This is a genomic window from Arenibaculum pallidiluteum (genome assembly GCF_017355985.1).
GTDB lineage: Bacteria > Pseudomonadota > Alphaproteobacteria > Azospirillales > Azospirillaceae > Arenibaculum > Arenibaculum pallidiluteum.
This window is the reverse complement of record NZ_JAFIQU010000009.1, coordinates 77,160-102,013: the sequence shown is the minus strand read 5'-3', so window position 1 is coordinate 102,013 and position 24,854 is coordinate 77,160. Positions and strand designations below refer to the sequence as shown.

Below are 24,854 nucleotides of genomic sequence, written 5' to 3'. Positions count from 1 at the left end.
CTCTTGCCACGCGGAAGGGAACCGAAGGAGTAGCCTCCATGGACGGCGCCACGCCTGTCACGCCGAACAATCTCGAAGCCTTTTGGATGCCGTTCACGGCTAACCGGCAATTCAAGGCGGCGCCGCGGATGCTGGTTTCGGCCCAGGGCATGCACTACACCTCCGGCGACGGCCGGCAGATCCTGGACGGGACCGCGGGACTGTGGTGCGTGAACGCCGGTCATGCCCGTCCGCAGATCGCCGAGGCGGTCGGACGGCAGGTCGCCGAACTGGACTACGCCCCTGCCTTCCAGATGGGCCATCCCAAGGCTTTCGAGCTGGCGGCCCGGCTTGCGGCCATGCTGCCGGGCGACCTGGACCACGTCTTCTACACGAACTCCGGCTCGGAGTCGGTCGACACGGCCCTGAAGATCGCGCTGGCCTACCAGCGCGCCCGCGGGGAGGGCAGCCGCACCCGGCTGATCGGCCGCGAGCGCGGCTATCACGGCGTCGGCTTTGGCGGGATCTCCGTCGGCGGCATCGTGAACAACCGCAAGTTCTTCGGCTCGTTGCTCAACGGCGTCGACCATCTGCCGCAGACCTATTCGCGCGAGCACCAGGCATTCACCCGCGGCGAGCCGGAGTGGGGCGCCCACCTGGCCGATGAGCTCGAGCGGATCGTCGCGCTGCACGATGCCTCCACCATTGCCGCCGTGATCGTCGAGCCCGTCGCCGGCTCCACCGGCGTGCTGATTCCGCCGAGGGGCTATCTGCAGCGCCTGCGCGAGATCTGCGACCGGCACGGCATCCTGCTGATCTTCGACGAGGTCATCACGGGCTTCGGCCGCCTGGGGGCACCCTTCGCGGTGGACTATTTCGGCGTCGTTCCCGACATGGTCACCACGGCCAAGGGGATCACAAACGGCGTGGTGCCCATGGGCGCCGTCTTCGTTCGCAAGGGCATCTACGACGCCTTCATGCAGGGTCCTCCGCAGGCCATCGAGCTGTTCCACGGCTACACCTATTCCGGCCATCCGCTGGCCTGCGCCGCGGCGCTCGCGACGATCGACATCTATCAGCAGGAGGGGCTGTTCCAGCGCGCAGCTGACCTGGCGCCCGCCTGGGCGGACGCGATGCATTCGCTGAAGGGTACCCGGCACGTGATCGACTGCCGGAACATCGGCCTCGTCGGGGCCATCGAGCTGGAGGGCATCCCGGGCCAGCCCACCAAGCGCGCCTTCGAGACCTTCCTGAAATGCTACGAGCGCGGCGTGCTGATCCGCACCACGGGAGACATCATCGCCCTGTCGCCGCCGCTGATCATCGAGCCCGGGCAGATCGAGCAGATCGTCACCACGATCCGCGAGGTCCTTCAGACCGTCGATTGAGCCCTTCCCCAAGCCGGTCGCAGGCCGGCTGCGGCCTCTTTTGCCGCAGGGGTATTACCTCCAAGGTGGCGCCGGCGGGGATCTTGATCCCCGCCGCCCGCTGATTAACTCGGAATCTGCCGGGGCCTCTTCTCAGGCCCGGCATCGGCGCGGCGCCCAGCCGCTGCCGCTCGTATCCATGTTGCTCGAAGGAGGATGTGGCTATGAGATCCGTGGTCGACTTTTCTCCGCTGTACCGCTCTCTGATCGGCTTCGACCGGCTGGTCGACCTGCTCGACGAGGCGACGCGCCTGGCGCCGGTCGATAGCATTCCCCACTACGACATCGAGAAGACCGGCGAGGACAGCTATCGCATCACGCTGGCCGTCGCGGGCTTCGGCCCCCATGACATCGAGGTCAGCACCGAGCGCAACGTCCTTCGCGTGCGCGGACGCAGGAAGGAGGCCTCCACCTCCGGCGAGGTCCTGCATCGCGGCATCGTGCTCGGCGACTTCGAGCGGCGCTTCGATCTCGCCGACTATGTCCGCGTCGAGCGGGCCAACCTGGACGGCGGCCTGCTGCGGATCGAGCTGGTCCGCGAATTGCCCGAGGCCATGCGGCCCCGCCAGATCCCGATCGGGACGGCGGCGCCCGGCGCAGACCAGACCAGACAGATCGAGCAGAAGGTGGCCTGAGCAGGTCAGGCAGTCCGCGCGAGCGCCCCGCCATGCATGGGGCGTGACCTGGCCGCGCAGGCCGGTGGCGCGCGGCTGCCGGCCTGAATGCCCATGATCCGGATGGAGGCTGCAATGAGCTTGCTTGAAAGGAGACGTGAGGAATCGGTCATCGACGTGCTCAATGCCGTTCTCGCACTGGTGTTGTTTTGCGCGCCGTGGGTATTCGGCTTCGCCGGCCAGTCCGCGGCGGCGTGGAACGCGTGGCTGACTGCCGTCGTGATCGGCGGCATCGCTGTCGCCGCGGTCTTCGCCTTCGCCACGTGGGAGGAGTGGGCGAACCTGGTCCTCGGCCTCTGGGCGGTGGTCTCGCCCTGGGTTCTGGGATTTGCCGGCCTTCCGGCCGCCATGTGGAGCCATGTCGGCGTGGGCGTGGGCGTGGCGGCGCTGGCGGCGATCGAGCTCTGGCTGACGCGCCATCCGCCTCGGGTAGCCGCCTGACGCCCTCCGGGCTCTAGAGGAGGTCGCGCAGCCGGTACCAGGCCATGGCGGCGACCAGCAGCGGCGTGCGCAGATGCCCGCCGGGAAAACGGGCATGGGGGATGCGGGCGAAGACGTCGAACCGCTCCGCCGTGCCCGCGACCGCCTCGGCGATCAGCTTGCCGCCGAGGCCGGCGAGGGCGACACCGTGGCCGCTATAGCCCTGGGCGAACAGGATGTTGGGATCGACGCGGCCGAACTGCGGCGTCCGGTTCATGGTGATCGCGACGTGCCCACCCCAGAAGAACTCCGTGCGCGCGTCCGCGAGCTGCGGAAAATAGCGGAGCATGGTGCGGCGCAGGGCGCTGTCCAGGCCGGGCATGTCGCGGCCGCTGTAGCTGACGCCGCCGCCGAAGAGCATCCGGTGGTCGGATGTGAGGCGGTAGTAGTTCAGCACGAAGTTCACGTCGGCTACGGCCAGTCCCGACGGGATCAGCGCCCTGGCCCGCGCCTCGCCCAGGGGTTCGGTCGTCAGGATGTAGGTCGAGACAGGCATGATCCTCGCGCCGAGCTCGGGAAGGACGCTGTCGGCCCGGGCATTGGCCGCGATCGCCAGATAGCGTGCCGTGACCCGTCCGCCCGGCGTGATGGCGGCAGGTCGGGGGCCGCGCTCGATCTCAGTAACGGGCGATCCCTCGAAGATGCGGACGCCGACGGCCTCGGCGGCGCGGGCCAGGCCCAACGCGTAGTTCAGCGGGTGGAGCTGGCCGGAGCCCTCGTCAAGAAGCCCGCCGAGATAGCGCTCGGACGCGACGAGGCCGCGCACCTCATCGGCTCCGACGCGGCGCGCCTTGGCATAGCCGAGGTCCTCGCGCCACTCGCGCTCGATCGCCGCCAGGTCGCGCTCGTGGCGCTGCTTCGTGGCAGCGAACAGGTATCCCCAGCGCAGGTCGCAATCGATGGCGTGCCGGGCGACCCGCTCGGCGATCAGCGCCTTGGCCTCCTCGCTCATCTCCCAGAGCCGGTGCGCGTCCTCCCGGCCGACCAGGCGGGCGAGCGTGCCGATCGACGGATTGAAGCCGGTGACGATCTGCCCGCCGTTTCGGCCGGACGCGCCCCAGCCGACCCGCTGGGCCTCCAGCAGGACGACCGAGTAGCCGCGCTCCGCGAGGTGCAGCGCGGCGGACAGCCCGGTGTAGCCGGCACCGATCACGCAGACGTCGCACTCGACCGGCCCCTCGAGCGCGGGGCGGTCCGGCACCGGCGTCGCCGTCGCGGAGTACCACGAGGCCGCGTGAGGAAGGCGGGACACGGCTATCGTCCTTCCCGGCGCCCGTCGGGCCCCTCGGAGCCGAGAAGCCACGGCATCCAGCCGCGCCATCGTGCCGCGGTCGCCCGCGGCCCGTACAGAAGCGCGTGGATCAGCCCGACCGCCAGCACCATGAAGATGCCGGCGAAGACGACATCGCTGAAGAAGTGGCCGCCCATCCCGATCCGCAGCAGCCCAGCAAGGCTGCCCGCGGCGAAGCCGGCGGCGAGCACCAGCCCCGAGCGGCGGCGGACCACATAGGCGAAGGCGTGCAGGTAGAATCCGACGGCCGCGTCGCCCGCCACGAAGGAGCAGTTGTGGTCGCACTGGTCCGAGAGGACGAGGGGTGGGGAATGGTTGCGGTTGCCGCCGAAGGCCTCGACCTGCCACGGCCGGGCGCGGTCCCAGTTGTCCTTGAGCACCGTGTTGGCAAGCAGTCCCGGCGCCAGCAGCAGCGTCGCCAGAAGGAAGAACCAGTCCCTGCACGCGAGCCCGAGCAGCGGCCGCTCATAGCCGGCCCGCCACCGGCGCAGCAGCGTCGCCGCCAGCCCGAGCAGGAACGCGGCGAAGAGCGCCCTCGCGCCGATCTGGATGGCCTCGTGCAGGAATTCGGGAACTGGACGTTCACGCCAGATGAAGCCGCGCCCCGCCTCGAAAAATAGGCGCGAGACCGCGATGTCGATGCCGGGAACCAGGATCAGGAGCACCAGGGCGGTCAGCGCCGCGGCGCCCACCCAGTGGGCGCGCCGGGCGGCCCGGCCGGCGGGCCGGAATGCGTTCCATCCCTCGGCCAGCCGCAACCGCAATCCACCGCTCCTCGAACGCGAAAGCCGCCGGAGATCCGGCGGCGCCCGTTTATCGCAAGTGGCATCGCGCCTGTCCAGCGTCGGCCAGGGCCTGCAGGACGCTCCGCACGGGGGTCGCCGCGGCGGCCTGCTCAGGAGGACAACAGCGGAATCACGCGGGTCAGGGCAGCGGTTCGGCCTTGCCGATCTTGGCGACCGGCGCGGCCGTCACGGGGGGCGCCGCCCGGTCCTGCGCAGCGGCGCTCTGCGTGGCCGGACGCTGGCCGGTGGCCGGTGCCGCCTGCGCGGGCTGGCCCTGGCTCTGAGTGTTGGTCTGCTTCACGACATATTTCGTTCCGTCGCTGATGCCGCTCGCGACGAGTTCGACCGGGCCGCACGCCGCGAGCGTGCAGGCGACCAAAGGAAAGACGAAGAGGCCGAGGGTTTTCATGGCTCATGACCTAACGCGAACTCCCGATCCGCTGCAAGCGACAAACCCGGGACGCTTGACCTCGGAGCACCTCTTGTCCCAGTTTGCTGACGCCAACAAACCCAGGAATGCGTCTTATGCGCGTGGTGATTGCCGACGACCATTCGATCGTCCGCAGCGGTCTGCGCTATGTCGTCACCGAGATCGATCCGCAGGCCGAGATCCAGGAGACCGAGAGCTATGCCGCGCTGACCCGCGTCCTGGAGGAGGGGGCGAAGCCGGATCTCGTGATCGCCGATCTCTGGATGCCTGGCTATGTCGGCCCGGGCGACATGGCGGGAATCTGCCGCAGGGCCGCGCCGGCGCCGGTCGCCGTGATCTCCATGACCACCAACCCCGACGAGATGCGGACGGTCCTGTCCGCGGGGGCGAAGGCCTTCATCCCGAAGTCCACCGAAGGCGAGCAGATGGTGGGCATCCTGCGCCTGGTGATCTCCGGCGGTGGATACATCCCGCCGGAGCTCGGGCTGGGGACCGTCTCGTCCAGCAGCGCCGGCGGCATCGAGCAGTTGAGCCGCCGCCAGCGCGACGTCCTCGAGCTGCTGGCGCAGGGGCTGACGAACAAGGACATCGGCGAGCGGCTGGGACTGGAGCTGCCCACGGTCAAGTCGCACCTCGCTGCGATCTTCCGTACCCTGGGCGTCGAGAGCCGCACCCAGGCCGTGCTCGCCTATAAGAGCTGGGGCCGGCCCTCGGGCTTCTGAGGCGCATCGGCCGCTGGCATCACCACGGCGAAGACCGAGCCGCGGCCGAGTCGCGATTGCAGCTCGAGCCTGTGGCCAAGCAGGCGCGCAAGCCTGTCGGCGATCGCGAGGCCGAGGCCGATTCCCTGGCTCCGGTCGCGGCCCTCGGTGGCGAGCTGGGCGAACTCCTCGAAGATGCGTTCCTGGTCGGACTCGGCGATGCCGGGGCCGGTGTCCCAGACCTCGACGCGGAGCTCGTTCCCGCGCCGACGGCAGCCGAGCAGCACGCCGCCGGAGCGCGTGTAGCGCACGGCGTTGCCCAGCAGGTTGCGCAGGATGCGCTCCAGCAGGTCGGGATCGGTCAGGGCCGTCGCCGTTGTGCGGCCGACGATGAGCCGAAGTCCCTTGGCCTCGGCCTGCGGGCCGAGCTCGCGGCCCAGCCGCTGAAGCACGGGCATCAGGCCGGTCGCCCGGGGGACCGGCCGCACCGCCCCCGTCTCGGCCGCCGCAAGGTCGAGCAGCGCGCGCAACAGACGCCGCATGCCGTCCTTCGCCGCACGCATGTCGGAAAGGATGGCCTCGGCCTGGGGGTCCGTCTCGATTCGCCGGCCCAGCGCGCGCATGAACAGGCCCATGGCTTCCAGCGGCGAGAGCAGATCGTGGCTCGCCATGGCAAGGAAGCGCGACTTGGCCTCCGAGGCCCGCTCGGCACGCCGTCGTGCGGCGTCCAGCTCCCGGGTCCGCGCATCCACCTGGGTCTCCAGCTCGGCGCCCCACCGCGCGAGCTGCCCGTTCATGGCGGCGATCTCGTCGACCTGGCGCTGCACCAGCCTTGCGGTCGGCCGGAATACCCAGAGCGCCGCGGCGACGAGGGTCAGCAGGGTCAGCAGCAGCGTCGCCAAATTGAGCGCGGCCAGGCGGTGGTGCGCCGCCTCGTCGATCTCCTGGTATTCGCGGACCGTCCGGCCGATGCGCTCGAGAAGCTCGGTCGGCATCACTGCGACGATCTCGGCCAGCTCGGGGCTGCCGGGGCGAAGCGCGAGCGTCGGGGCGCCGGCGATGCGCTCCAGCACGGCGAGGGCACGCCGCATCGGACGGTCCAGTCCGGTCTCGGGGTCGAAGTAGAGCGACAGAAGAAGGGGATCGCCGTCCTCGGTCGCGGCATTCGCGAGCTGGCCGTGGGCGTCCGCCAGTTCTGCCGTCGCCTGCGCCAGGGCACGCCATGCCGTCTCGTAGTCCTTGGCGGTCTCGGCATGGGCCATCAGCATCGCCTGGAGCACCGCATGCTGCGAGAGCAGGCCCTGGCGCCCGCTGACCTTGACCAGGGTCAGCGTCGTGTGGTGCGAGGACATGACCGTCCAGAAGGCCCCCTGCGTCAGCCCCGTCAGAGCGCCGAGGGCCGCCAGCACCAGGAGGCTGCGCCGCATGACCCATCGGGCCGTCTGCTGCCCTGTTGCCCGATGCCCTGCCGCCTGATGCCCGGCTGTCGGATGCCCAGCTGTCGGATGTCCCGCCGTCGGCTTTCCTGCCTCAGCGACGTCCACCCCGCCCGAGAGAAGGTTCAAGATCCGCTCCGCCCAGCCCCATCGCAGCCATTCTCCACCGGACTGTGCCGCAGTGCAAAGGCGCGGACGGAACGCCGGGGCCGCCCGGCCCCGGCGGGCGGTGCCTGTCAGCGGCGCGTCGATCGTCCAGTCGGCGCGCAGCGGAGGTTCATGGTTCCCACCGACTGCGTCAGCGGCTCGGAGACGATCCCTGTCTGGGGAACGCCGGCGGCCTTCTGCCATGCGATGATGGCGCTGCGTGTCTGCGGGCCGTAGCGGCCGTCCACGGACCCGCCGTAGCAGCCGGCGGTCTTCAGCTTCGTCTGCACGTCAGGCAGCACCTGCCGCATGGCGTCCGGCGGCAGCTCCTGGCTCCACCAGGTGTCGGGGACCGCGGCCCCTGCCGGCACCGGCAGGAGAAGGATCGCCGCGATCAGGGCTGCTTTCCGCGTCATCGGGTGTGCTCCGCTCGACTATGGTTTCCACGGCACGCCAACAGACGGGAGCGCCCCATCTCCCCGGTGATCCGCCGAGCGAAAGCTGGCGCCCGTCCGCGCGTGGCGGCATCATAGCGGATATCAGAGGCGACATGGAGACGGCCGGGCGCCCGCAGGGCGCAAGGCGCGGAAGCGTTATGGATTCCCTGAACCAGTTCATCCGGGAGCATCGTATCACCGAGGTCGAGTGTCTGGTCCCCGACATGTCGGGGGTGGCACGGGGCAAGATCCTGCCCGCCGAGAAGTTCCTGCGGATCCTGCGCGAGCGCGGGCTGCGCCTGCCGGAATCGACATTCGTGCAGACGGTGACGGGCGACTTCCCCGACGAGGAAGACGTCACCAGCCCTGCGAATTCGGACATCTACATGGTCCCGGACGAGCGGACCGTGCGCCTCGTGCCCTGGTACAAGGAGGCCACCGCCCAGGTGGTCTGCGACTGCTTCTACGCCGACGGCTCGCCCGTCGACATCTCGCCCCGCTGGGTGCTGCGCCGCGTGCTCGAGCTCTACGAGAAGCGCGGCTGGTCGCCCATCGTCGCGCCCGAGCTCGAATTCTTCCTGGTCCAGATCAACAAGGACCCGGACTACCCGCTGATGCCGCCCACCGGGCGCTCGGGGCGCACCGAGAGCGGCCGTCAGGCCTACGGCATCGACGCCGTGAACGAGTTCGACCCCATCTTCGAGGACGTCTACGACTACTGCGAGGCGCAGAACATCGACATCGACACCCTGTCCCACGAGGCCGGGGCGGCGCAGATCGAGATCAACTTCAACCACGGCGACGCGCTGGAACTCGCCGATCAGGTCTTCCTGTTCAAGCGCACCGTGCGCGAGACGGCGATTCGCCACAGCGTCTACGCGACCTTCATGGCCAAGCCGATGCAGAACGAGCCCGGCAGCGCCATGCACGTGCACCAGAGCCTCGTCGAGCGCGAGACCGGGCGGAACCTGTTCGCCGAGGCGGACGGGTCGGACTCGCAGCTATTTATGCACTACATCGCGGGCCTGCAGCGCTACCTGCCCTCGGCCATGCCGCTGCTGGCGCCCAACGTGAACTCCTATCGGCGGCTCGTGGCTGGATCGGACGCGCCGATCAACGTCCATTGGGGCCGGGACAACCGCACGGTGGGCTTCCGCGTGCCGGTGTCGTCGGCGGAATCCCGGCGCGTCGAGAACCGTGTGGCCGGCGCCGACGCGAACCCCTATCTGGCGATCGCGGCGTCGCTGGCCTGCGGCTATCTCGGCATCGCGCACGAGCTGGAGCCGTCGGACCCCGTGAAGGGAAGCGCGCACCGGCTGGCCTTCAGCCTGCCGCGGCACCAGTTCGACGCCCTGAACAAGTTCAATGCCAGCAAGCCGCTGCGCGAGATATTCGGCGACCGCTTCGTCTCGGCGGTCAGCTATGTGAAGCAAGCCGAATATGATGCGTATCAGCGCGTGATCAGCTCCTGGGAGCGGGAGAACCTGCTGCTCAACGTGTAAGGATCCCCCGCCCGCAGGGGGCCGGCGCCAGCCCTGTCAGGAGGCGTCGGCGTCGCGCTCGTCGATGCCGGGCTCGCCGCTGTCGGTCGTCCCGCCCGAGGACATGATCCCGGGATTGCGGCGGGCGTCCGGAACCTGCGTGGGATCCTGCGGCCGCCCGTCGTCGGGAAAGATGTGCTCGCCCTTCGCGGGCGTGTCCGGACCAGGCTGGTCCTGCGACTCGCGGGTGTAGTTCTTCGCGTCGGTTCCGCGCGGGTGGGCGCCGCCTTCCGTCTGCGGCGTGATCGAGCCGCCGCCCTGCGGATGCTTGGGTGTCGCCATGGTCTCCTCCCTAGGTTTGGGTGCGGCTCCCAACAGCCGCGGGAGGACGCGGTTCCGGGGCAGGGGGCGCCCGCCACAAGGAGCCGCTGCCTCGCATCAAATCGAGGCCCCGTTTTTAGCAAAATACGCTCGATCGCGGCGGCCGGCTCCGCATGATCTGCGCGAGAATCGGGCAAAACCTGCCCTGATCCGGTTCAAGGCGTCATAACCTTGGGCAATGATCGGGATTCTCGATCTCCGTGCATTTGGCGGGTTGCAAACCGTCATAATGCATTTTTAGTATTCCCGTATCGCGAGAGAGAGCGCCTCCCGAAGGCGCCGCCGAAGGGGCAACCGCCCAGGAAACTCTCAGGCAAAAGGATCGCGATGCGAGACGCGCTGGAAAGTGGCGGTCAGTGGCCGCCCGCCGACGGAGCAAGCCGGATCGCCGCCCTGGCGGCCGGTGAATCTCTCAGGCCCCGAGACAGCAGGGCACGCGGCCGCACGGCCGAAAGACGGAGAACCGCCTCCGCGGGCTCTCCGGACGCCTGTATTCGCCGTCCGCCCTGGACGGAGGGGAGATGTCGCGCCGCAAAGACGAAGACCTGACGCCTTCACAACCACATAACAGGGAGCCTGCCGCATGCATGCCGATGTCGATGCGCGTCCGCGCCGCTGGTTAAAGGGAGCCTCGCTTCTTTTCCTCTCCGCCCTTGCTCTGTCGGGCATGTCCGACAGGCCGGCGCAGGCGCAGACCGTGACGGCGGTCATGCATTCGGGGGTGCGGATCCTCGACCCGATCATCACCACGGCGCATATCAGCCGCAATCACGGCTACATGGTCTTCGACACCTTGCTGGCCATGGACAGCAAGTACCGGCCGCAGCCCCAGATGGCGGAGTACAAGGTTTCGGAGGACGGCCTCACCTATACCTTCACCTTGCGGGACGGGCTGCTCTGGCACGACGGAACGCCCGTCACCGCCGAGGACTGCGTCGTGTCCCTGAAGCGCTGGGCGGCCCGCGACGCGGGCGGCCAGATGCTGATGGACCGAACCGAGTCCCTGGCCGCGGCCGACGCGCGCACCATTACGCTGAAGCTGAAGGAACCCTTCGCCTACACGCTGGACATGATCGCCAAGCCCTCGGCCGTTCCGGCGTTCATGATGCCGAAGCGGATCGCCTCGACCGCGCCGACCGAGGCCATCCCGGAGCAAATCGGGTCCGGCCCCTTCCGTTTCGTGGCGGGCGAATTCCAGCCGGGCGTCAAGGTCGTCTACGAGAAGTTCAAGGAATACAAGCCGCGCAGCGAGCCCGTGGACTGGCTCGCCGGCGGCAAGGTCGTGAATGTCGACCGGGTCGAGTGGGTGACGATGCCCGACGCCCAGACCGCGATCAACGCGCTGATGTCCGGCGAGATCGACTACATGGAGCAGCCGCCGGTCGACCTGCTTCCGATCATGGAGGGCAACGAGGACATCACCGTCGACATCTTCAACGAGCTCGGCTACCAGACCATGGGCCGGATGAACTTCCTCCATCCGCCCTTCAACAATCCCACGATCCGCCGGGCCGCCCTGCTGGCGATGAACCAGGAGGACGTGCTCCAGGCGCTGGTGGGCAACCCCGAATACTACTCGGCCTGCGCGTCCATGTACGGCTGCGGCGTTCCCCTCGCGAGCGATTCGGGCGCCGGCCCCATCACGAAGAAGGGCGATCCCAAGGAGGCGCAGCGGCTCCTGAAGGAGGCCGGCTACGACGGGACGCCCATCGTCCTGATGCAGCCCACCGACGTGACGAGCGTCAGCCCCCAGCCGGTCGTCGCGGCCCAGCTCCTGCGCAAGGCCGGGTTCAACGTGGACCTCCAACCCATGGACTGGCAGACGCTGGTCGGACGGCGGGCGAGCCAGAACCCGCCGTCTCAGGGCGGCTGGAACATGTTCTTCACCAACTGGGTGATCCCCGAGGTCTGGACACCCCTGGTGAACCCCATGCTGAACGGCCGCGGCCCGAAGGGTGCCTGGTTCGGCTGGCCCGACGATCCCAAGCTGGAGCAGCTCCGCAACGCCTTCGTGCAGGCCAAGACGCCCGAGGCGCAGAAGGAGGCCGCGGTCGCGATCCAGACCCATGCCTACGAGACCGTGAACTACATCCCGCTCGGGCAGTACACCTCGCCCGCGGCCTGGCGGAAATCGCTGACAGGGATCGTGAAGGCCCCCGTGCCGATCTTCTGGAACGTGAAGAAGTCGAAGTGAGCGAACCCGCGTGAAGACGGGCCCCGGCGCCGAGGTGCCGGGGCCCCGCCGCGAGGCTGTCGAGGAGCTCCGATGCCCGGCTATCTCCTGCGCCGCATCTTGGCCGCGATCCCCGTGATGGTCGTGGTCGCAGTCTTCGTGTTCCTGTTGCTGCGCCTGACTCCGGGCGATCCCGCGGCGGTCCTGGCCGGCGACATGGCGACGCCGGAGCAGCTGGCCCGCATCCGCGCCTCGCTCGGCCTCGACAAGCCGGTGATCGTCCAGTTCGTAAGCTGGATCGGCCAGCTCCTGCGGGGCGACCTCGGCACGTCGCTGATCTCCCAGACGCCGGTCACGACGCTGATCGCCCAGCGGATCGAGCCGACGATCAGCCTGGCGCTGCTGACGCTTCTCCTGTCGATCCTGATTGCCGTCCCGCTCGGCGTCCTCGCGGCCTGGCGCCATGGCGGCATTACCGACAAGGCAGTCATGAGCTTCTCGGTGCTGGGCTTTTCCGTGCCGGTCTTCGTGATCGGCTACATCCTGATCCAGATCTTCGCGATCGACCTGAAGTGGTTCCCGGTGCAGGGCTTCCGCAGCATTTCGGACGGGATCGGGCCGTTCCTGCAGCGCGCGACGCTGCCTTCGCTCGCCCTCGCCTCGATCTACGTCGCGCTGATCGCCCGCATGACCCGGGCCAGCATGCTCGAGGTGCTCGGCGAGGACTATGTGCGAACGGCGCGCGCCAAGGGCCTGCGCGAGACGGCGGTGCTCTTCCGCCACGCCCTGCGGAACGCCGCCGTGCCGATCATGACGGTGATCGGGACCGGTTTCGCGCTGCTGATCTCGGGCGTCGTCGTGACCGAGAGCGTCTTCAACGTTCCCGGAATCGGGCGCCTCACGGTGGATGCGATCCTGGCCCGCGACTATCCCGTGATCCAGGGGCTGATCCTGCTGACGAGCGCGCTCTACGTGCTCATAAACCTGGTCATCGACCTCTCCTACAGCCTCCTGGACCCGAGGATCCGCTACTGATGGCCGAGACCGACACCCACGCGGCGCCGGTCGCCGGCCCCGCGCAGCGGCGCGGCCGGAACCTGTCGCTGCGACGCCTCGCGCCCGTGCTCGCGGGCGGGATCCTGCTGCTGATCGTCGCGGCGGCCCTGCTCGCGGGAGCCCTGGCGCCGCACGATCCCCTGCAGATGATGCCATCGCAGCGCCTGAAGCCGCCGAGCGAGGCCTATCCGCTCGGCACGGACGCGTTCGGCCGCGACCTGCTCTCGCGGATCCTCTACGGAGCGCGGATCTCGCTGATGGTGGGCGTCGGCGTCACCGTGATCACGGTCGCCGTGGGCCTGCCGCTCGGCCTGCTGGCGGGGTTCTTCCGGACCCTGGATTCGGTGCTGATGCGGATCATGGACGGGATGATGGCGATCCCGAGCCTGCTGCTCGCCGTCGCCATTGTCTCGCTGTCCGGCGCCAGCATCTGGACGGTGCTGATGGCCATCACCATCCCCGAGGTCCCGCGCATCGTCCGGCTCGTGCGGTCCATCGTCCTGTCGGCGCGGGAGGAGCCCTATGTGGAGGCGGCGATCTCGCTCGGCAGCAGCCTGCCGCGAATCCTTCGCCGGCATCTGATGCCGAACACCCTGGCGCCGCTGATCGTGCAGGGGACCTATGTCTGCGCCTCGGCGATCCTGACCGAGGCGATCCTGTCGTTCCTGGGCGCCGGCATAAGCACCGAGACGCCGTCCTGGGGCAACATCATGGCGGAGGGGCGGATGTACTTCCAGATCAGGCCGTCGCTGATCTTCTGGCCGGGCCTGCTGCTGTCCGTCTGCATCCTCTCCATCAACCTTCTGGGGGATTCGCTTCGCGACATCCTCGACCCGCGGCTCAAGCAGCGCGGAGCGGAGCGGTGAGCGCCCCCATCCTGTCCGTCCGCGACCTCGTGGTCGGCATCGGTCCCGATGCCGCCTCGCCCATCGTCCTCGACGGCGTCTCGCTCGACATCGCGGCCGGCGAGACGCTGTGCCTGGTCGGCGAAAGCGGATCGGGCAAGTCCGTCACGTCGCTGGCGGTGATGGGGCTGCTGCCGCGCGGCGCGCTGGTGGCGCGGTCGGGCCGGGTGCTGCTGGAGGGCGAGGACCTGCTGGCCGCCGACAGGCGGCGCCTGAGGGCCCTGCGGGCCAGCCGCATGGCCATGATCTTCCAGGAGCCCATGACGGCGCTGAACCCCGTCATGCCGGTCGGACGCCAGATCGATGAGGTCCTGCGCGCCCACACGTCCCTGACGCCGGCCGAGCGGCGCCGGCGCGTCCTGTCGATGCTGGAGCAGGTCCACCTGCCGGACGTCGCGCGCGTCTTCGCCTCCTATCCGCACCAGCTCTCGGGCGGCCAGCGCCAGCGCATCATGATCGCCATGGCGCTGATCCTCGAGCCGAAGCTCCTGATTGCCGACGAGCCGACCACGGCTCTCGACGTGACGACCCAGAAGGAGATCCTGCGCCTCGTCCACGAGCTCCAGGAGAAGCAGGGCACCTCGGTTCTCTTCATCACCCACGACATGGGGGTGGTCGCCGAGATCGCCGATCGCGTCTGCGTGATGCATCAGGGCACGGTCGTCGAGACCGACACCGTCGACGCGATCCTGCGCGCGCCGCGAAAGGACTATACGCGCAGGCTGCTCTCCGCGGTTCCGAGCCTGACGCCCCGCGCCCCGCGCCCCGTGGCCAGCGCCGAGATCGTGCTGGAGACGGTCGAGCTCGGGAAGGTCTATGCGCGGCGGCGCTTCCTGCGCCGGGCCGAGGAGACCGTTGCCGCCGAGGCCGTCAGCTTCGCGCTTCGGCGCGGGCGCACGCTCGGGATCGTCGGCGAGAGCGGGTCGGGCAAGTCGACTGTCGCGCGCTGCGTCATGCGGCTGGTCGACCCGACCGCCGGCGCCATCCGCGTGAAGGGGCGGGACATCTCGAGCCTGTCGCGCTCGGCTCTGCAGCCGCATCGCAAGCGGATCCAGATGGTCTTCCAGGACCCGTACCGGTCCCTGAACCCGCGCGTCACCGTCGGCGAGAGCATCGCCGAGGGGCCGACGAACTACGGCGTCCCGCGCGACGCCGCCTTTGCCCGCGCCCGCTCGCTTCTGGAGATCGTCGGCCTGCCGCCGGACGCGATCACGCGCTATCCCCACCAGTTCTCGGGAGGGCAGCGCCAGCGGATCGCCATCGCCCGCGCGCTCGCCATGGAGCCCGACGTGCTCGTGGCGGACGAGGCGGTGTCGGCCCTGGACGTCTCGGTCCAGGCGCAGGTGCTCGCGCTGCTGGACGACATCCAGGAGCGGCTCGGCGTCTCGCTGCTCTTCATCACGCACGACCTGCGGGTGGCGGCCCAGATCTGCGACGACATCGCCGTGATGCAGAAGGGCCGCATCGTCGAGTACGGGGCGGCGTCCGAGGTCCTGACCGCGCCCCGCCAGGCCTATACGCGTCAGCTCCTCGACGCGGCACCGGGCCGCGACTGGGACTTCGCCCGCTTCATGCCGCGCGAGCCGGCCGCTCCGGCAGCAGCTCCCGTGGCCGACGTCGCAAAGCCTTCCGGAGGCCATTGATCCCATGACACGCCCGCGCATCGCCATCGGCGGCTTCCTGCACGAGACCAACACTTTCGCCCCCAGCATGGCGGGCTACGACGACTTCGTTCAGGGCGGCGGCTGGCCGCGCCTGGCCGAAGGGGACGAGATCTTCGAGCGCGTCCGCGGCGTCAATGTCGGCGCCTCCGGCTTCATCGAGGCCGCCGCCGAGAAGGGGTGGACCCTCGTTCCGACCCTCTGGTGCGCGGCAAGCCCCTCGGCGCATGTCCGGCAGGACGCCTACGAGCGGATCGCGACGCGGATCGTGTCGGCCATCGAGGCCGCAGGCCCGCTGGACGGCGTGTATCTCGACCTGCACGGCGCCATGGTGGCCGAGCATCTCGACGACGGCGAGGGCGAGATCCTTGCCCGGGTTCGTGCGGCGGTTGGCCCCGGAGTGCCCGTGGTGGCGAGCCTGGACCTGCACGGCAATGTGACCCCCGGGATGGTGGCGGCGGCGGATGCGCTGATCGCCTACCGGACCTATCCCCACATCGACATGGCCGAGACCGGGCGGCGCTCGGCCGTGCATCTTGCCGGCCTCCTCGGCACGGACCGCCGGGACGCGAAGGTGTTCCGCCAGCTTCCGTTCCTGATCCCGATCGCCTGGCAGGGCACCGGGATGGAGCCCAGCCGCAGCATCTACGGGCGTCTTGCGGACATGGAGGGCGGCGCCATCCGTACCCTGTCCTTCCTGCCGGGCTTTCCCGCCGCGGACTTTCCCGACTGCGGGCCTTCGGTGCTCGTCTACGGCACGGGGCAGGCGGAGGCCGAGGCCGTGGCGGACGAGCTCTGCGCCCTGATCCTGCGCAGCGAGACCGCCTTTGCAGGCCGCGTGCTCTCCCCCGATGAGGGTGTCCGGGAAGCGATGCGCATCGCGCAGAGCGCGAACCGCCCCGTGGTCATCGCCGACACCCAGGACAATCCTGGCGCCGGCGGGGATTCCGACACGACCGGCATGCTGCGCGCGCTGGTGGCGAACGGCGCGCGCAGGGCCGCGATCGGCGTCATCGTCGATCCCGCGGCGGCGGCGGCGGCCCATGCCGCCGGGACCGGGGGCACGCTGACGCTTTCCCTGGGCGGGAAGTCGGGCACTCCCGGCGACCGGCCCTTCGAGGGCACCTTCGCGGTGGAGGCTCTGTCCGACGGCCGGTTCGTCGCTCCTGGCCCCTTCTACGGCGGCAGCCGGATGAATCTCGGCCCGTCCGCATGCCTGAGGATCGACGACGTGCGGATCGTCGTCGGCTCGCGCAAGGCACAGATGGCGGACCAGGCCATGTATCGGCAGGTCGGCATCGAGCCCCGCGAGCAGGCGATCCTGGTTAACAAGAGCTCCGTGCATTTCCGGGCCGATTTCGAGCCGATCGCCGAGACCGTCCTCGTCTGCGCCGCGCCGGGCCCGATGCCGGTCGACCCGGCGGCGCTGCCCTGGACGCGCCTGCGCCCGGGCATGCGCCTGTCGCCGGGCGGCCCTGTCTTCGATCGGCCCGCCGGGCAGCCGAAATCCTGACATCCCGAAGAGGATCACCAATGCCAACGCTTGCGCCCATCGACGGCTTCGCCGACGAGCTGACCGCCATCAGGCGGGATATTCATGCCCATCCGGAGATCGGCTTCGAGGAGGTCCGCACCTCCGCCCTGGTCGCCGAGAAGCTGCAGTCCTGGGGCATCGAGGTGCATCGCGGCATCGGGCGGACCGGCGTCGTCGGCATCCTGGCGGGGCGGGGCGGACCCGGCCGGCGCATCGGCCTGCGCGCCGACATGGATGCTCTGCCCATGGACGAGACGACGAACCTGCCCTGGCGCTCGACGATTCCGGGGCGCTTTCACGGATGCGGCCATGACGGGCATACGACCATGCTGCTCGGCGCCGCGCGCTATCTCGCCGAGAACCGGGACTTTCCCGGGACCGCCGTCTTCATCTTCCAGCCGGCCGAGGAAGGGCTGGGCGGCGCCCGCGCGATGCTGGCGGACGGGCTGTTCCAGCGCTTCCCCTGCGACGAGGTCTACGGGCTGCACAACTCGCCCTATCTGGAGCCCGGCCAGGTCGCCGTATGGCCCGGGAACGCCATGGCGGCCGCCGATTTCTTCGACATCCGGATCAAGGGCCGCGGCAGCCACGGCGCGATGCCGCAGCTCGCCCGCGATCCCGTCGTGGTGGCGTTCAACCTGGGCCAGGCGCTGCAGACCATCGTCAGCCGCAATGCCGACCCCATGGAGGCCGCGGTGGTCTCGATCACGCAGGTCCATTCGGGCTCGGCCTACAATGTGATCCCCGAGGAGGCCAGCCTGTGCGGGACGGTGCGCACCTTCTCGCCCAAGGTCGCGGAGCTCGTGCGCGAGCGCATGCGCGCGATCGCGCAGGGCATGGCGCTGTCCTTCGGCGTCGAGATCGAGGTGGACATCCGCAACATCTTCGACGTGCTGGTGAACCATGACGAGCAGGCTGCCGCCCTGGCCGATGCCGCACGCGACATCGTCGGCGACACGAACGTGCTGACGACGCCGCGGCCGATGATGGGGAGCGAAGATTTCGCCGACATGCTGCGCGCCGTTCCCGGATCCTATTGCTGGGTCGGCCATGGCGGGACGGTCCCGCTGCACAATCCCGGCTTCATCTTCGACGATGCGATGCTGCCGGTCGGGGCGAGCCTGCTGGCCCGGATCGTCGAGCGGCGCCTCAGCGCCGCCTGAGCCGTCCATCCCGGACCAACCCGGAGAGAGCAATGGACCTGAACGCGCTTCCCTTCGATGCCGACGCGATGCTCGACGGTCTCGGGCGCTGGGTGACCTGCGAGAGCCCCACCTTCGATCCCCGCGCCGTCAATGCGATGATGGATCTCGCCTCTGGCGATCTCGCCGCGGCCGGCGCCACGGTCGAGCGGATCCCGGGGCCGCCCGGGCTCGGCGACTGCTTCCGCGCAGCCTTCCCCCATCCCCGCGCAGGCGAGGGGGGGATCCTGATCATGTCCCACCTGGACACGGTGCATCCCGTCGGCACGCTCTCGGCCCTGCCGTTCCGGCGCGACGGGAACCGCTGCTTCGGCCCGGGCATCCTCGACATGAAGGGCGGCGCCTTTGCGGCGCTGGAGGCGGTGCGCCAGATCGGGCGGGCCGGCCTGCAGACGCCTCTTCCGGTCAGCTTCCTGTTCACCTGCGACGAGGAGATCGGGAGTCCCGGGACCCGCGAGCTCATCCTCGCCGAGGCGCGCCGGCACCGCTACGTGCTGGTTCCCGAGCCCGCCCATGCCGGCAACGGCGTCGTCACGGGGCGCTATGCGATCGCGCGGTACAACTTCGCGGCCCACGGCCGGCCGAGCCATGCCGGCGCGGCGCTGAAGGAGGGACGCTCGGCCATCCGGCACATGGCGCGGCAGATCCTCGCGATCGAGGAGATGACGACGGACGATTGCACCTTCAGCGTGGGCGTCGTCCAGGGCGGTCAGTGGGTGAACTGCGTCCCCACCACCTGCCGCGCCGAGGCGCTCAGCATGGCCAAGCGCCAAGCGGACCTGGACGAAGGCACCAGGCGGATACTGGCCCTGTCCCGCGAAGAGCCCGACGGAACCCGCTTCGAGGTGTCGCTGGGCGTCGTGAGGCCAGTCTGGGAGCCCGGGCCTGGGACAATGGATCTCTACGACCGTGCGCGCGGCATTGCGGCAGGGCTCGGCTTCGATCTCGGCCATGGCAGCGCCGGTGGCGGGTCGGACGGGAACTTCACTGGCGCCGTGGGGATCCCCACCCTCGACGGGCTGGGTCTGATGGGGGCGGGCTACCACACGCTGGAGGAACACATCCTCGTCGACAGCCTGCCGCAGCGCGCGCGGCTGATGGCGGGCCTCCTGCTCACCCTCGCCTGAAGGGGGTGTCGGCACGGCGGGTCCAAAGGGCGCTGGCGGGGACCAGGCGGGCTCAGGGCGCGGGTTCAGGGCGCGGGTCCAGGGCGGGGCACGCCGACCCGGCGGTCGCGCCCGGCCGCCAGGCCGAAGCCCGCGGCCACCAGCGTGATCGCCGCGAACAGCGCGCCTGCCGCCGTCCAGTCGCCGGGGCTCCCATGCAGCAACCCAAAGGCGAGCGGGCCCAGCGAGGCCAGCGCGTAGCCGAAGCTCTGCGCCATGGCCGAGAGCGCGGCAGCCGCCTGGGTATCGGGCGCGCGCAGGACCAGCAGCAGGAGCGCCGTCGCGAACAGCCCCCCGAGCCCGAGGCCGAGCACTGCTGCCGACAGCCAGACGATTGCCGTCGGTCCGAACATGCAGCCCATCATCCCGGCGAGCGACAGCCCCAGCATGGTGACCGCCGTGCCGCCCTGCCGGCGGCGCCCGGCCGCCAGCATGGGCGTCAGGAACGAGGACGGGATCTGGAGCGCCACCGCGATGGAGGCGGCGAAGCCGGCGGCCAGCGGGTCGAAGCCGCGCTCGCGCAGTACCGGCGCGAGCCAGGCGAAGACGATGTAGGCCAACGAGGACTGCAGCCCCATGAACAGCGTCACCTGCCAGGCCAGCGGGTCCCGCCACAGGGCGCCGATCGATCCGGCGCCCGGGGCCGCCGCGGGCGCCGGATGGCGCACCAGCGGCAGCCAGGGGAGCGCCGCCATGAGGGCCGGCAGCGCCCACAGCGCCAGCGCGGCGTTCCAGCGGTTGTCCAGCGCCTGCGCCAGCGGGACGGTCAGCCCCGCCGCCAGGGTCGCTCCGCCCACCAGCGCCATGGTGTAGACGCCGATCATCAGGCTCGCCCTTCCGGGGAAGTCGCGCTTCACGATGCCCGGCAGCAGCACGCCGGCGACGCCGATGCCCGCCCCCGCGACCACGGCGCCCGCAAGCAGCGCCGGCACGCTGGGGATCGCCCGCAGCGACAGCCCAAGGGCGAGGACCAGCAGCATCGCGAAGACTGTCCGTTCCATGCCGAAACGGCGCGCAAGGCGCGGGGCGAGCAGGCCGAAGACGCCAAGACAGAGCACGGGCACCGTGCTCAGCGCGCCTGCGGTGGCAGTGCTCATCCCGGTGTCGCGCATCGCGTCGACCAGCACGGGGCCGAGGCTCGTCAGCGCAGGACGGAGATTGATCGCGGTCAGTACCAGCGCAACCGCTCCCCACGTCAGCGTCGGGCTCGCCGTCGTGCGGGTCGATGCTACGGGCTTGCCGGCGGCGTCGGGCGTCATGGATTGGCCTTGCGGGGCAGGGGGCGGCGCGCATCCGCCGCCCGGCTGAACGGGGACGCCACCATAGCGTGTCCGCGCGGGTCCGGAAGCTGCCCGGTCGCAGGGCAGGGCTGTCCTCAGGCCGCCAGGCCTGCCGCGATGCACCAGGTCGACAGCGCCCGCGCGACTTCCTCCTCGACCGGACGGACCTGCTCGAAACCCCACCACAGCACGATACCCTGCCACTGCGCCATCATCATGCGGCCGAGCGGGAACCCCCGGCGCCCCTCGGGGTCGAGGCGGCGGTCGAGCGCGCGCTCCAGCGCCGCCCCCCAGATCGCGCCACGCTGCCGAAGCACCGGGTCCCGCAGGTCCTCACGCAGCAGCAGCAGGCCATCGGCGAAACTGTCGGCATCGGCATAGCCGTGCGAAAGGCCAACCAGCATCTCGACGGCGCCTCTGGGCGTCGGCGCTGCCGTCCCGTCCAGCTCGGCCGTCCGGGCATCCAAAGCGTCCCAGGCCAGTAGGATCGCCGCACGGACCATGCCGTCCCTGGATCCGTAACGCTGGACCAGCGTGGCCCCGGACAGGCCCGTCTCGACCGCGGCCGCCGCGAAGGTCACCCCCTCCGGGCCGACGCGCCGGACGAGATCCAGGACCGCCGCCAGCGCCACGTCATCAGGAATCGTCCTGCGCCTGCCCATGAGTTTCTCGACTGTAAACGAACGTTCATTTATATATGGCCGCCGGTTGGACCGGATGTCGAGTGCATAGCCGCAAGGGAGGATCCATGTCGTGGAGCCTGGAAGGCAGGGTCGCGCTGGTCGCGGGGGCGACCCGCGGGGCTGGACGGGGCATCGCGGTGGAGCTGGGTGCCGCGGGTGCGGTCGTCTACGCGACCGGGCGGTCGACGCGGAACCAGCGGTCGGAGTACGGCCGGCCCGAGACCATCGAGGAAACGGCCGAGCTCGTCGATGCCGCCGGCGGCACCGGAATCGCGTTGCAGGTCGACCATCTTGTGCCCGATCAGGTTCGTGATCTGGTCGCCCGGATCCGCCGCGACCACGGGCGGCTCGACGTCCTGGTCAACGACATCTGGGGTGGCGAGCACCTGTTCGATTGGAACAAGCCGGCCTGGGAGCATTCCCTGGAGAACGGCCTGCGCATGCTCAGGCTCGCCATCGACACCCATCTGGTGACGGCCCACCATGCCCTGCCGCTGATGATCGAGCGGCAGGGCGGCCTTCTGGTCGAGGTCACCGACGGCACCGCCGAGTACAATGCGCGCAGCTATCGGCTCTCGCCCTTCTACGACCTCTGCAAGACGGCGCCGATTCGGATGGCCTGGGCGCATGCCCGGGACCTGGCGCCATACGGTGCCACCGCCGTCTCGATCACGCCGGGCTGGCTGCGCTCCGAGATGATGCTGGAGCACTACGGCGTGACGGAGGCGAGCTGGCGCGACGCCTGCTCTGCCGAGCCGCATTTCGCGATCTCCGAGACGCCGCGCTTCGTGGGGCGCGCGGTCGCGGCGCTGGCGGCTGATCCGGACCGCGCGCGCTGGAACGGAGAGTCGCTGTCGAGCGGACAGCTTGCACGCGTCTACGGCTTCACCGACCTGGACGGCTCGCGTCCCGACTGCTGGCGCTACATCGACGAGGTCCAGGACGCGGGGCGCCCGGCCGACGCGACGGACTACCGGTGAAGGGGCGTCCCCGGGCCTCCAGGCCATATGGGACGCGCACCTTCCGTTTTTTCTCTTGTCGTGTCGGGACGGGACGGCACCATGGGTTCGGGGGCGCGACCACCCGAATCAAGTGAGGACCCGATGAGCATCGATCCGAGCTTTCCCGCCGAGCGCGAACTGGTGCTGACCCGTCTGATCGACGCGCCGCGCGCCAATGTCTACCGGGCCTGGACCGACCCCGGGGTGGTGACCCGCTGGTTCACGCCGCCGCCCTGGAAGACCGTCCATGCTGAGATGGACGTGCGCCCGGGGGGATCCAGCCTCGTGGTGATGCAGGGCCCGAACGGGGAGGAGATCCCGAACCGCGGTGTCTATCTGGAGGTCGTGCCGGGCGAGCGGCTGGTGATCACCGACGCCTATGTCCGCGCCTGGGAGCCCGCCGAAAAGCCTTTCATGACCGCGATCCTGACCTTCGCCGACGAGGACGGGAAGACCCGGTACACCGCGCGGGCGCGCCATTGGACCGCCGAGGACCGCCGGCGGCACGAGGAGATGGGCTTTCACGAGGGCTGGGGCATCGCCACCGACCAGCTCGAAGCGGTTGCAAGGACCCTTTAGCGCGCGAGGACCTGTCGGCTTCGGCGGCTCTAGACCCGCACGTCCACCAGCGAGCCGCGGGGATGCGCGGGGCCGCCGGCCGCCATGGCGTTGGTGCGCGCGTTCAGGGAGCCCGCCAGGGTATCGCGGGAATGGCCGGTCTCGGTCCCCGATTGGTTGCGGCGCGACGCATCGACGCGACCAGCCGCCTGGGGCGCCTGGGCCGTCAGCGTGGCCTGCGGCTGGGTCGTCGCCGCGGCGGCGATCACCGCCGGCTGCAGCGTAGCCTGCACCGTCTGCGGCGCGACGGCCGGCTTGACGGGTGGCGGCGGGGGAGGTGGCATCCCGATCTGCATGATTCGGATGTTACTCCCTTCGGCGCCGCGAATCCAGGGAAGTGCCGGAGGGCTTCCGGCGCCCGCCTTCCGGGCCGCCTTCCAGAGCGGCCGGACCGCCCCTCGCGCAGAGGCGGGGCGATCCGGCCGACCCCGGCTACTGCTGCTGGTTCGGGGCCTGGGGCCCGCCCGCGGGCGGCGTCATGGTGCCGGAGGCGGAGGGAGCCGCCGGGTCGGTATTGGGCGTCATCGAGGACGGCGCCGAGGAGCCGGAATTGCTGGCGGGCTCCTGCCCGCTGCTGCCGCTGCTTCCGTTCTCGTCGCAGGCCGCAAGGCCGAGCGCGAGCACGCCGGCGACGGCGGCAAGCTTGAGCGTCCTCATGATGTTCTCCTTGGTCGTGGCAACCACAGGTTCAACCACGGCTCAGGAGATCCGGTTCCGGTTTGGCCGGACCGCCCCCGTGTGACAATGCGCGGGTGGTCCGGCGGGGCGGCAGGCCGCTTGGAGCCCGGCTCAGTGCCCGGCGGCTGGCTGCTGCTGCGTGATGCAGTGGATGCCGCCGCCGCCGCGGACGATGTCCATGGCCGGGATCTGCACGACCTCGTGGTCCGGGAAGATGCGGCGGAAGGTGCGGAACGCCTCGTCGTCGGCTGAATCCTCGAAGGCCGGCATTACGAGCCCACCATTGGCGAGATAGAAGTTCGTGTAGGACAGGGTCAGCCGGACGCCGTTGGCGTCGCGCCGGGCCGGCTGGCGCACCGGTACCACCTCGAGCTCGCGGCCCTTGGCGTCCCGGGCCAGCCGCAGGCGGTCCAGGTTGTCCTGGAACCGCTCGAAGTTCGGGTCGCCCGTGTCGTCGGTGGTCAGGGCGATTACCACGCCGGGCCGCGCGAAACAGGCGATCTCGTCGATATGGCCGTCGGTCTCGTCCTGCTCGTAGCCGCGGCCGAGCCAGATGATCTCCCGGATCCCGAGATGGGCGCGCAGATGCGCCTCGATCTCGGCCTTGGACAGACCGGGGTTGCGGTTCGGGTTCAGCAGGCATTCCTCGGTGGTCAGCAGCGTGCCTTCGCCGTCCACGTGGAAGGCGCCGCCCTCCAGGATCAGCGGCGCCTCGTAGGCCGGCAGCCCCAGCTTCTCGAGGATGCGCGTGCCCAGCGTCGCGTCCACCTGGTGGTCGGCGTAGTTGCCGCCCCAGGCGTTGAAGCGCCAGTGCACGCCGGCGACCCCGCCCTTGCCGTCGACCACGAAGCTGGGCCCGGTGTCGCGGATCCAGCTGTCGGAGATCGCCAGCGGCAGGATCTCGATCCCTGGCCCGACGGCCAGCGACGCCTCGGCCGCGTCCTCGGGATTGCAGACCATGGTGACGGGCTCGAAGCGCGCGATCGCCTGGGCGACCTCGGCATAGGCGGCGCGGGCCTCGTCGATGCCGCAGGCGAAGGTCTCCGGGCGGCAGGGCCAAGCCATCCAGCAGCGGTCGTGCCGCCACCATTCCGCAGGCATGAAGTAGCCGTTATCGGCCGGCGTCGTCATGGCGGCGACCTCTTTCGTTGCATCCAATGTCATGATCCCGCGCAGACACTAGCGGTGGCGGCACGGGCTGGCAATCAGGCCCGCGCCTGCCGTGCCGGACGGGCGCGGACCCCGGGG

At 70.1% G+C, this 24,854-nt stretch carries 25 protein-coding genes and 1 riboswitch; of the genes, 14 read left to right on the top strand and 11 right to left on the bottom strand.

Annotation, left to right across the window (positions count from 1 at the left end; translation table 11 throughout):
* Positions 1-38 precede the first annotated feature (38 nt).
* From JUB13_RS18495 to JUB13_RS18485, 3 genes are all read left to right on the top strand, one after another.
* A complete protein-coding gene (locus JUB13_RS18495) occupies positions 39-1,367 on the top strand; it encodes an aspartate aminotransferase family protein (protein WP_207481581.1) in 1,329 nt (442 codons plus the stop codon).
* A 203-nt stretch (positions 1,368-1,570) separates the two neighbouring features.
* Positions 1,571-2,041, top strand: coding sequence for an Hsp20 family protein (locus JUB13_RS18490; protein WP_207481579.1), 471 nt, complete (start codon positions 1,571-1,573; stop codon positions 2,039-2,041).
* A gap of 114 nt (positions 2,042-2,155) precedes the next feature.
* Positions 2,156-2,521 (top strand): SPW repeat protein, encoded by a 366-nt coding sequence (locus JUB13_RS18485; protein WP_207481577.1) that lies wholly within the window; start codon positions 2,156-2,158, stop codon positions 2,519-2,521.
* Positions 2,522-2,534: 13 nt separating this feature from the next.
* Here the strand turns inward: JUB13_RS18485 and JUB13_RS18480 are convergent, their stop codons facing one another.
* The 3 genes from JUB13_RS18480 to JUB13_RS18470 all read right to left on the bottom strand — a co-directional run bounded on the left by JUB13_RS18480 (position 2,535) and on the right by JUB13_RS18470 (position 5,045).
* The gene (locus JUB13_RS18480; protein ID WP_328702964.1) at positions 2,535-3,812 is read right to left on the bottom strand and encodes an NAD(P)/FAD-dependent oxidoreductase; all 1,278 of its coding nucleotides are present in this window, start codon (positions 3,810-3,812) and stop codon (positions 2,535-2,537) included.
* A gap of 2 nt (positions 3,813-3,814) precedes the next feature.
* Complete coding sequence (locus JUB13_RS18475; RefSeq protein WP_207481575.1) at positions 3,815-4,615, bottom strand: phosphatase PAP2 family protein; 801 nt, start codon at positions 4,613-4,615, stop codon at positions 3,815-3,817.
* A 160-nt stretch (positions 4,616-4,775) separates the two neighbouring features.
* On the bottom strand, positions 4,776-5,045 hold the full coding sequence (locus JUB13_RS18470) for a hypothetical protein (RefSeq protein ID WP_207481574.1): 270 nt from the start codon (positions 5,043-5,045) through the stop codon (positions 4,776-4,778).
* Positions 5,046-5,161: 116 nt separating this feature from the next.
* Here JUB13_RS18470 and JUB13_RS18465 point away from each other — a divergent pair, with 116 nt between their 5' ends.
* Positions 5,162-5,788 (top strand): response regulator transcription factor, encoded by a 627-nt coding sequence (locus JUB13_RS18465; RefSeq protein ID WP_207481572.1) that lies wholly within the window; start codon positions 5,162-5,164, stop codon positions 5,786-5,788.
* Here JUB13_RS18465 and JUB13_RS18460 read toward each other — a convergent pair.
* On the bottom strand, positions 5,755-7,194 hold the full coding sequence (locus tag JUB13_RS18460; RefSeq protein ID WP_207481569.1) for a sensor histidine kinase: 1,440 nt from the start codon (positions 7,192-7,194) through the stop codon (positions 5,755-5,757). The two genes, JUB13_RS18465 and JUB13_RS18460, sit on opposite strands and share 34 nt — an antisense overlap.
* Before the next feature lie 245 nt (positions 7,195-7,439).
* Positions 7,440-7,766, bottom strand: a complete 327-nt coding sequence (locus tag JUB13_RS18455; protein WP_207481568.1) for a peptidoglycan-binding domain-containing protein — start codon at positions 7,764-7,766, stop codon at positions 7,440-7,442.
* 179 nt (positions 7,767-7,945) lie between these two features.
* Between JUB13_RS18455 and JUB13_RS18450 the strand changes: the two genes are divergently transcribed.
* Positions 7,946-9,289 carry a glutamine synthetase family protein gene (locus JUB13_RS18450; RefSeq protein ID WP_207481567.1) on the top strand — a complete coding sequence of 448 codons (1,344 nt, stop codon included), beginning with the start codon at positions 7,946-7,948 and terminating at the stop codon, positions 9,287-9,289.
* Positions 9,290-9,325: 36 nt separating this feature from the next.
* On the opposite strand, the gene JUB13_RS18445 is transcribed toward JUB13_RS18450, so the two are convergent.
* Entirely contained in the window at positions 9,326-9,610 is a 285-nt protein-coding gene (locus JUB13_RS18445) for a hypothetical protein (RefSeq protein WP_207481566.1), read from the bottom strand.
* Between the two features lie 283 nt (positions 9,611-9,893).
* Positions 9,894-9,984: riboswitch (glycine riboswitch) on the top strand.
* A 248-nt stretch (positions 9,985-10,232) separates the two neighbouring features.
* Between JUB13_RS18445 and JUB13_RS18440 the strand changes: the two genes are divergently transcribed.
* The 7 genes from JUB13_RS18440 to JUB13_RS18410 all read left to right on the top strand — a co-directional run bounded on the left by JUB13_RS18440 (position 10,233) and on the right by JUB13_RS18410 (position 19,307).
* Positions 10,233-11,843, top strand: coding sequence for an ABC transporter substrate-binding protein (locus tag JUB13_RS18440; RefSeq protein ID WP_207481565.1), 1,611 nt, complete (start codon positions 10,233-10,235; stop codon positions 11,841-11,843).
* Positions 11,844-11,915: 72 nt separating this feature from the next.
* On the top strand, positions 11,916-12,857 hold the full coding sequence (locus JUB13_RS18435; protein ID WP_207481563.1) for an ABC transporter permease: 942 nt from the start codon (positions 11,916-11,918) through the stop codon (positions 12,855-12,857).
* Positions 12,857-13,744 (top strand): ABC transporter permease, encoded by an 888-nt coding sequence (locus tag JUB13_RS18430; protein ID WP_207481560.1) that lies wholly within the window; start codon positions 12,857-12,859, stop codon positions 13,742-13,744. Before JUB13_RS18435 ends, JUB13_RS18430 begins: the two co-directional genes overlap by 1 nt.
* Positions 13,741-15,426: an ABC transporter ATP-binding protein gene (locus tag JUB13_RS18425; RefSeq protein ID WP_207481559.1), complete on the top strand. Its 1,686-nt coding sequence runs from the start codon at positions 13,741-13,743 to the stop codon at positions 15,424-15,426. Before JUB13_RS18430 ends, JUB13_RS18425 begins: the two co-directional genes overlap by 4 nt.
* A 4-nt stretch (positions 15,427-15,430) precedes the next feature.
* Positions 15,431-16,957, top strand: coding sequence for a M81 family metallopeptidase (locus tag JUB13_RS18420; RefSeq protein ID WP_207481557.1), 1,527 nt, complete (start codon positions 15,431-15,433; stop codon positions 16,955-16,957).
* Between the two features lie 20 nt (positions 16,958-16,977).
* The gene (locus JUB13_RS18415; protein ID WP_207481555.1) at positions 16,978-18,141 is read left to right on the top strand and encodes a M20 aminoacylase family protein; all 1,164 of its coding nucleotides are present in this window, start codon (positions 16,978-16,980) and stop codon (positions 18,139-18,141) included.
* 32 nt (positions 18,142-18,173) lie between these two features.
* Entirely contained in the window at positions 18,174-19,307 is a 1,134-nt protein-coding gene (locus JUB13_RS18410) for a M20/M25/M40 family metallo-hydrolase (protein ID WP_207481554.1), read from the top strand.
* A gap of 65 nt (positions 19,308-19,372) precedes the next feature.
* Here JUB13_RS18410 and JUB13_RS18405 read toward each other — a convergent pair whose 3' ends face one another.
* Both JUB13_RS18405 and JUB13_RS18400 read right to left on the bottom strand, forming a co-directional pair.
* The gene (locus JUB13_RS18405; RefSeq protein WP_207481553.1) at positions 19,373-20,605 is read right to left on the bottom strand and encodes an MFS transporter; all 1,233 of its coding nucleotides are present in this window, start codon (positions 20,603-20,605) and stop codon (positions 19,373-19,375) included.
* 116 nt (positions 20,606-20,721) lie between these two features.
* Positions 20,722-21,288: a TetR/AcrR family transcriptional regulator gene (locus JUB13_RS18400; protein ID WP_207481552.1), complete on the bottom strand. Its 567-nt coding sequence runs from the start codon at positions 21,286-21,288 to the stop codon at positions 20,722-20,724.
* A gap of 86 nt (positions 21,289-21,374) precedes the next feature.
* On the opposite strand from JUB13_RS18400, the gene JUB13_RS18395 reads away from it, so the two are divergent.
* The gene (locus tag JUB13_RS18395) at positions 21,375-22,289 is read left to right on the top strand and encodes an SDR family oxidoreductase (RefSeq protein ID WP_207481550.1); all 915 of its coding nucleotides are present in this window, start codon (positions 21,375-21,377) and stop codon (positions 22,287-22,289) included.
* A gap of 123 nt (positions 22,290-22,412) precedes the next feature.
* Entirely contained in the window at positions 22,413-22,889 is a 477-nt protein-coding gene (locus JUB13_RS18390) for an SRPBCC family protein (RefSeq protein WP_207481549.1), read from the top strand.
* Positions 22,890-22,918: 29 nt separating this feature from the next.
* Here the strand turns inward: JUB13_RS18390 and JUB13_RS18385 are convergent, their stop codons facing one another.
* From JUB13_RS18385 to JUB13_RS18375, 3 genes are all read right to left on the bottom strand, one after another.
* On the bottom strand, positions 22,919-23,224 hold the full coding sequence (locus JUB13_RS18385) for a hypothetical protein (RefSeq protein WP_207481548.1): 306 nt from the start codon (positions 23,222-23,224) through the stop codon (positions 22,919-22,921).
* 136 nt (positions 23,225-23,360) lie between these two features.
* Complete coding sequence (locus JUB13_RS18380) at positions 23,361-23,585, bottom strand: hypothetical protein (RefSeq protein ID WP_207481547.1); 225 nt, start codon at positions 23,583-23,585, stop codon at positions 23,361-23,363.
* Positions 23,586-23,717: 132 nt separating this feature from the next.
* On the bottom strand, positions 23,718-24,764 hold the full coding sequence (locus JUB13_RS18375; RefSeq protein ID WP_236025052.1) for an agmatine deiminase family protein: 1,047 nt from the start codon (positions 24,762-24,764) through the stop codon (positions 23,718-23,720).
* Positions 24,765-24,854 lie beyond the last annotated feature (90 nt).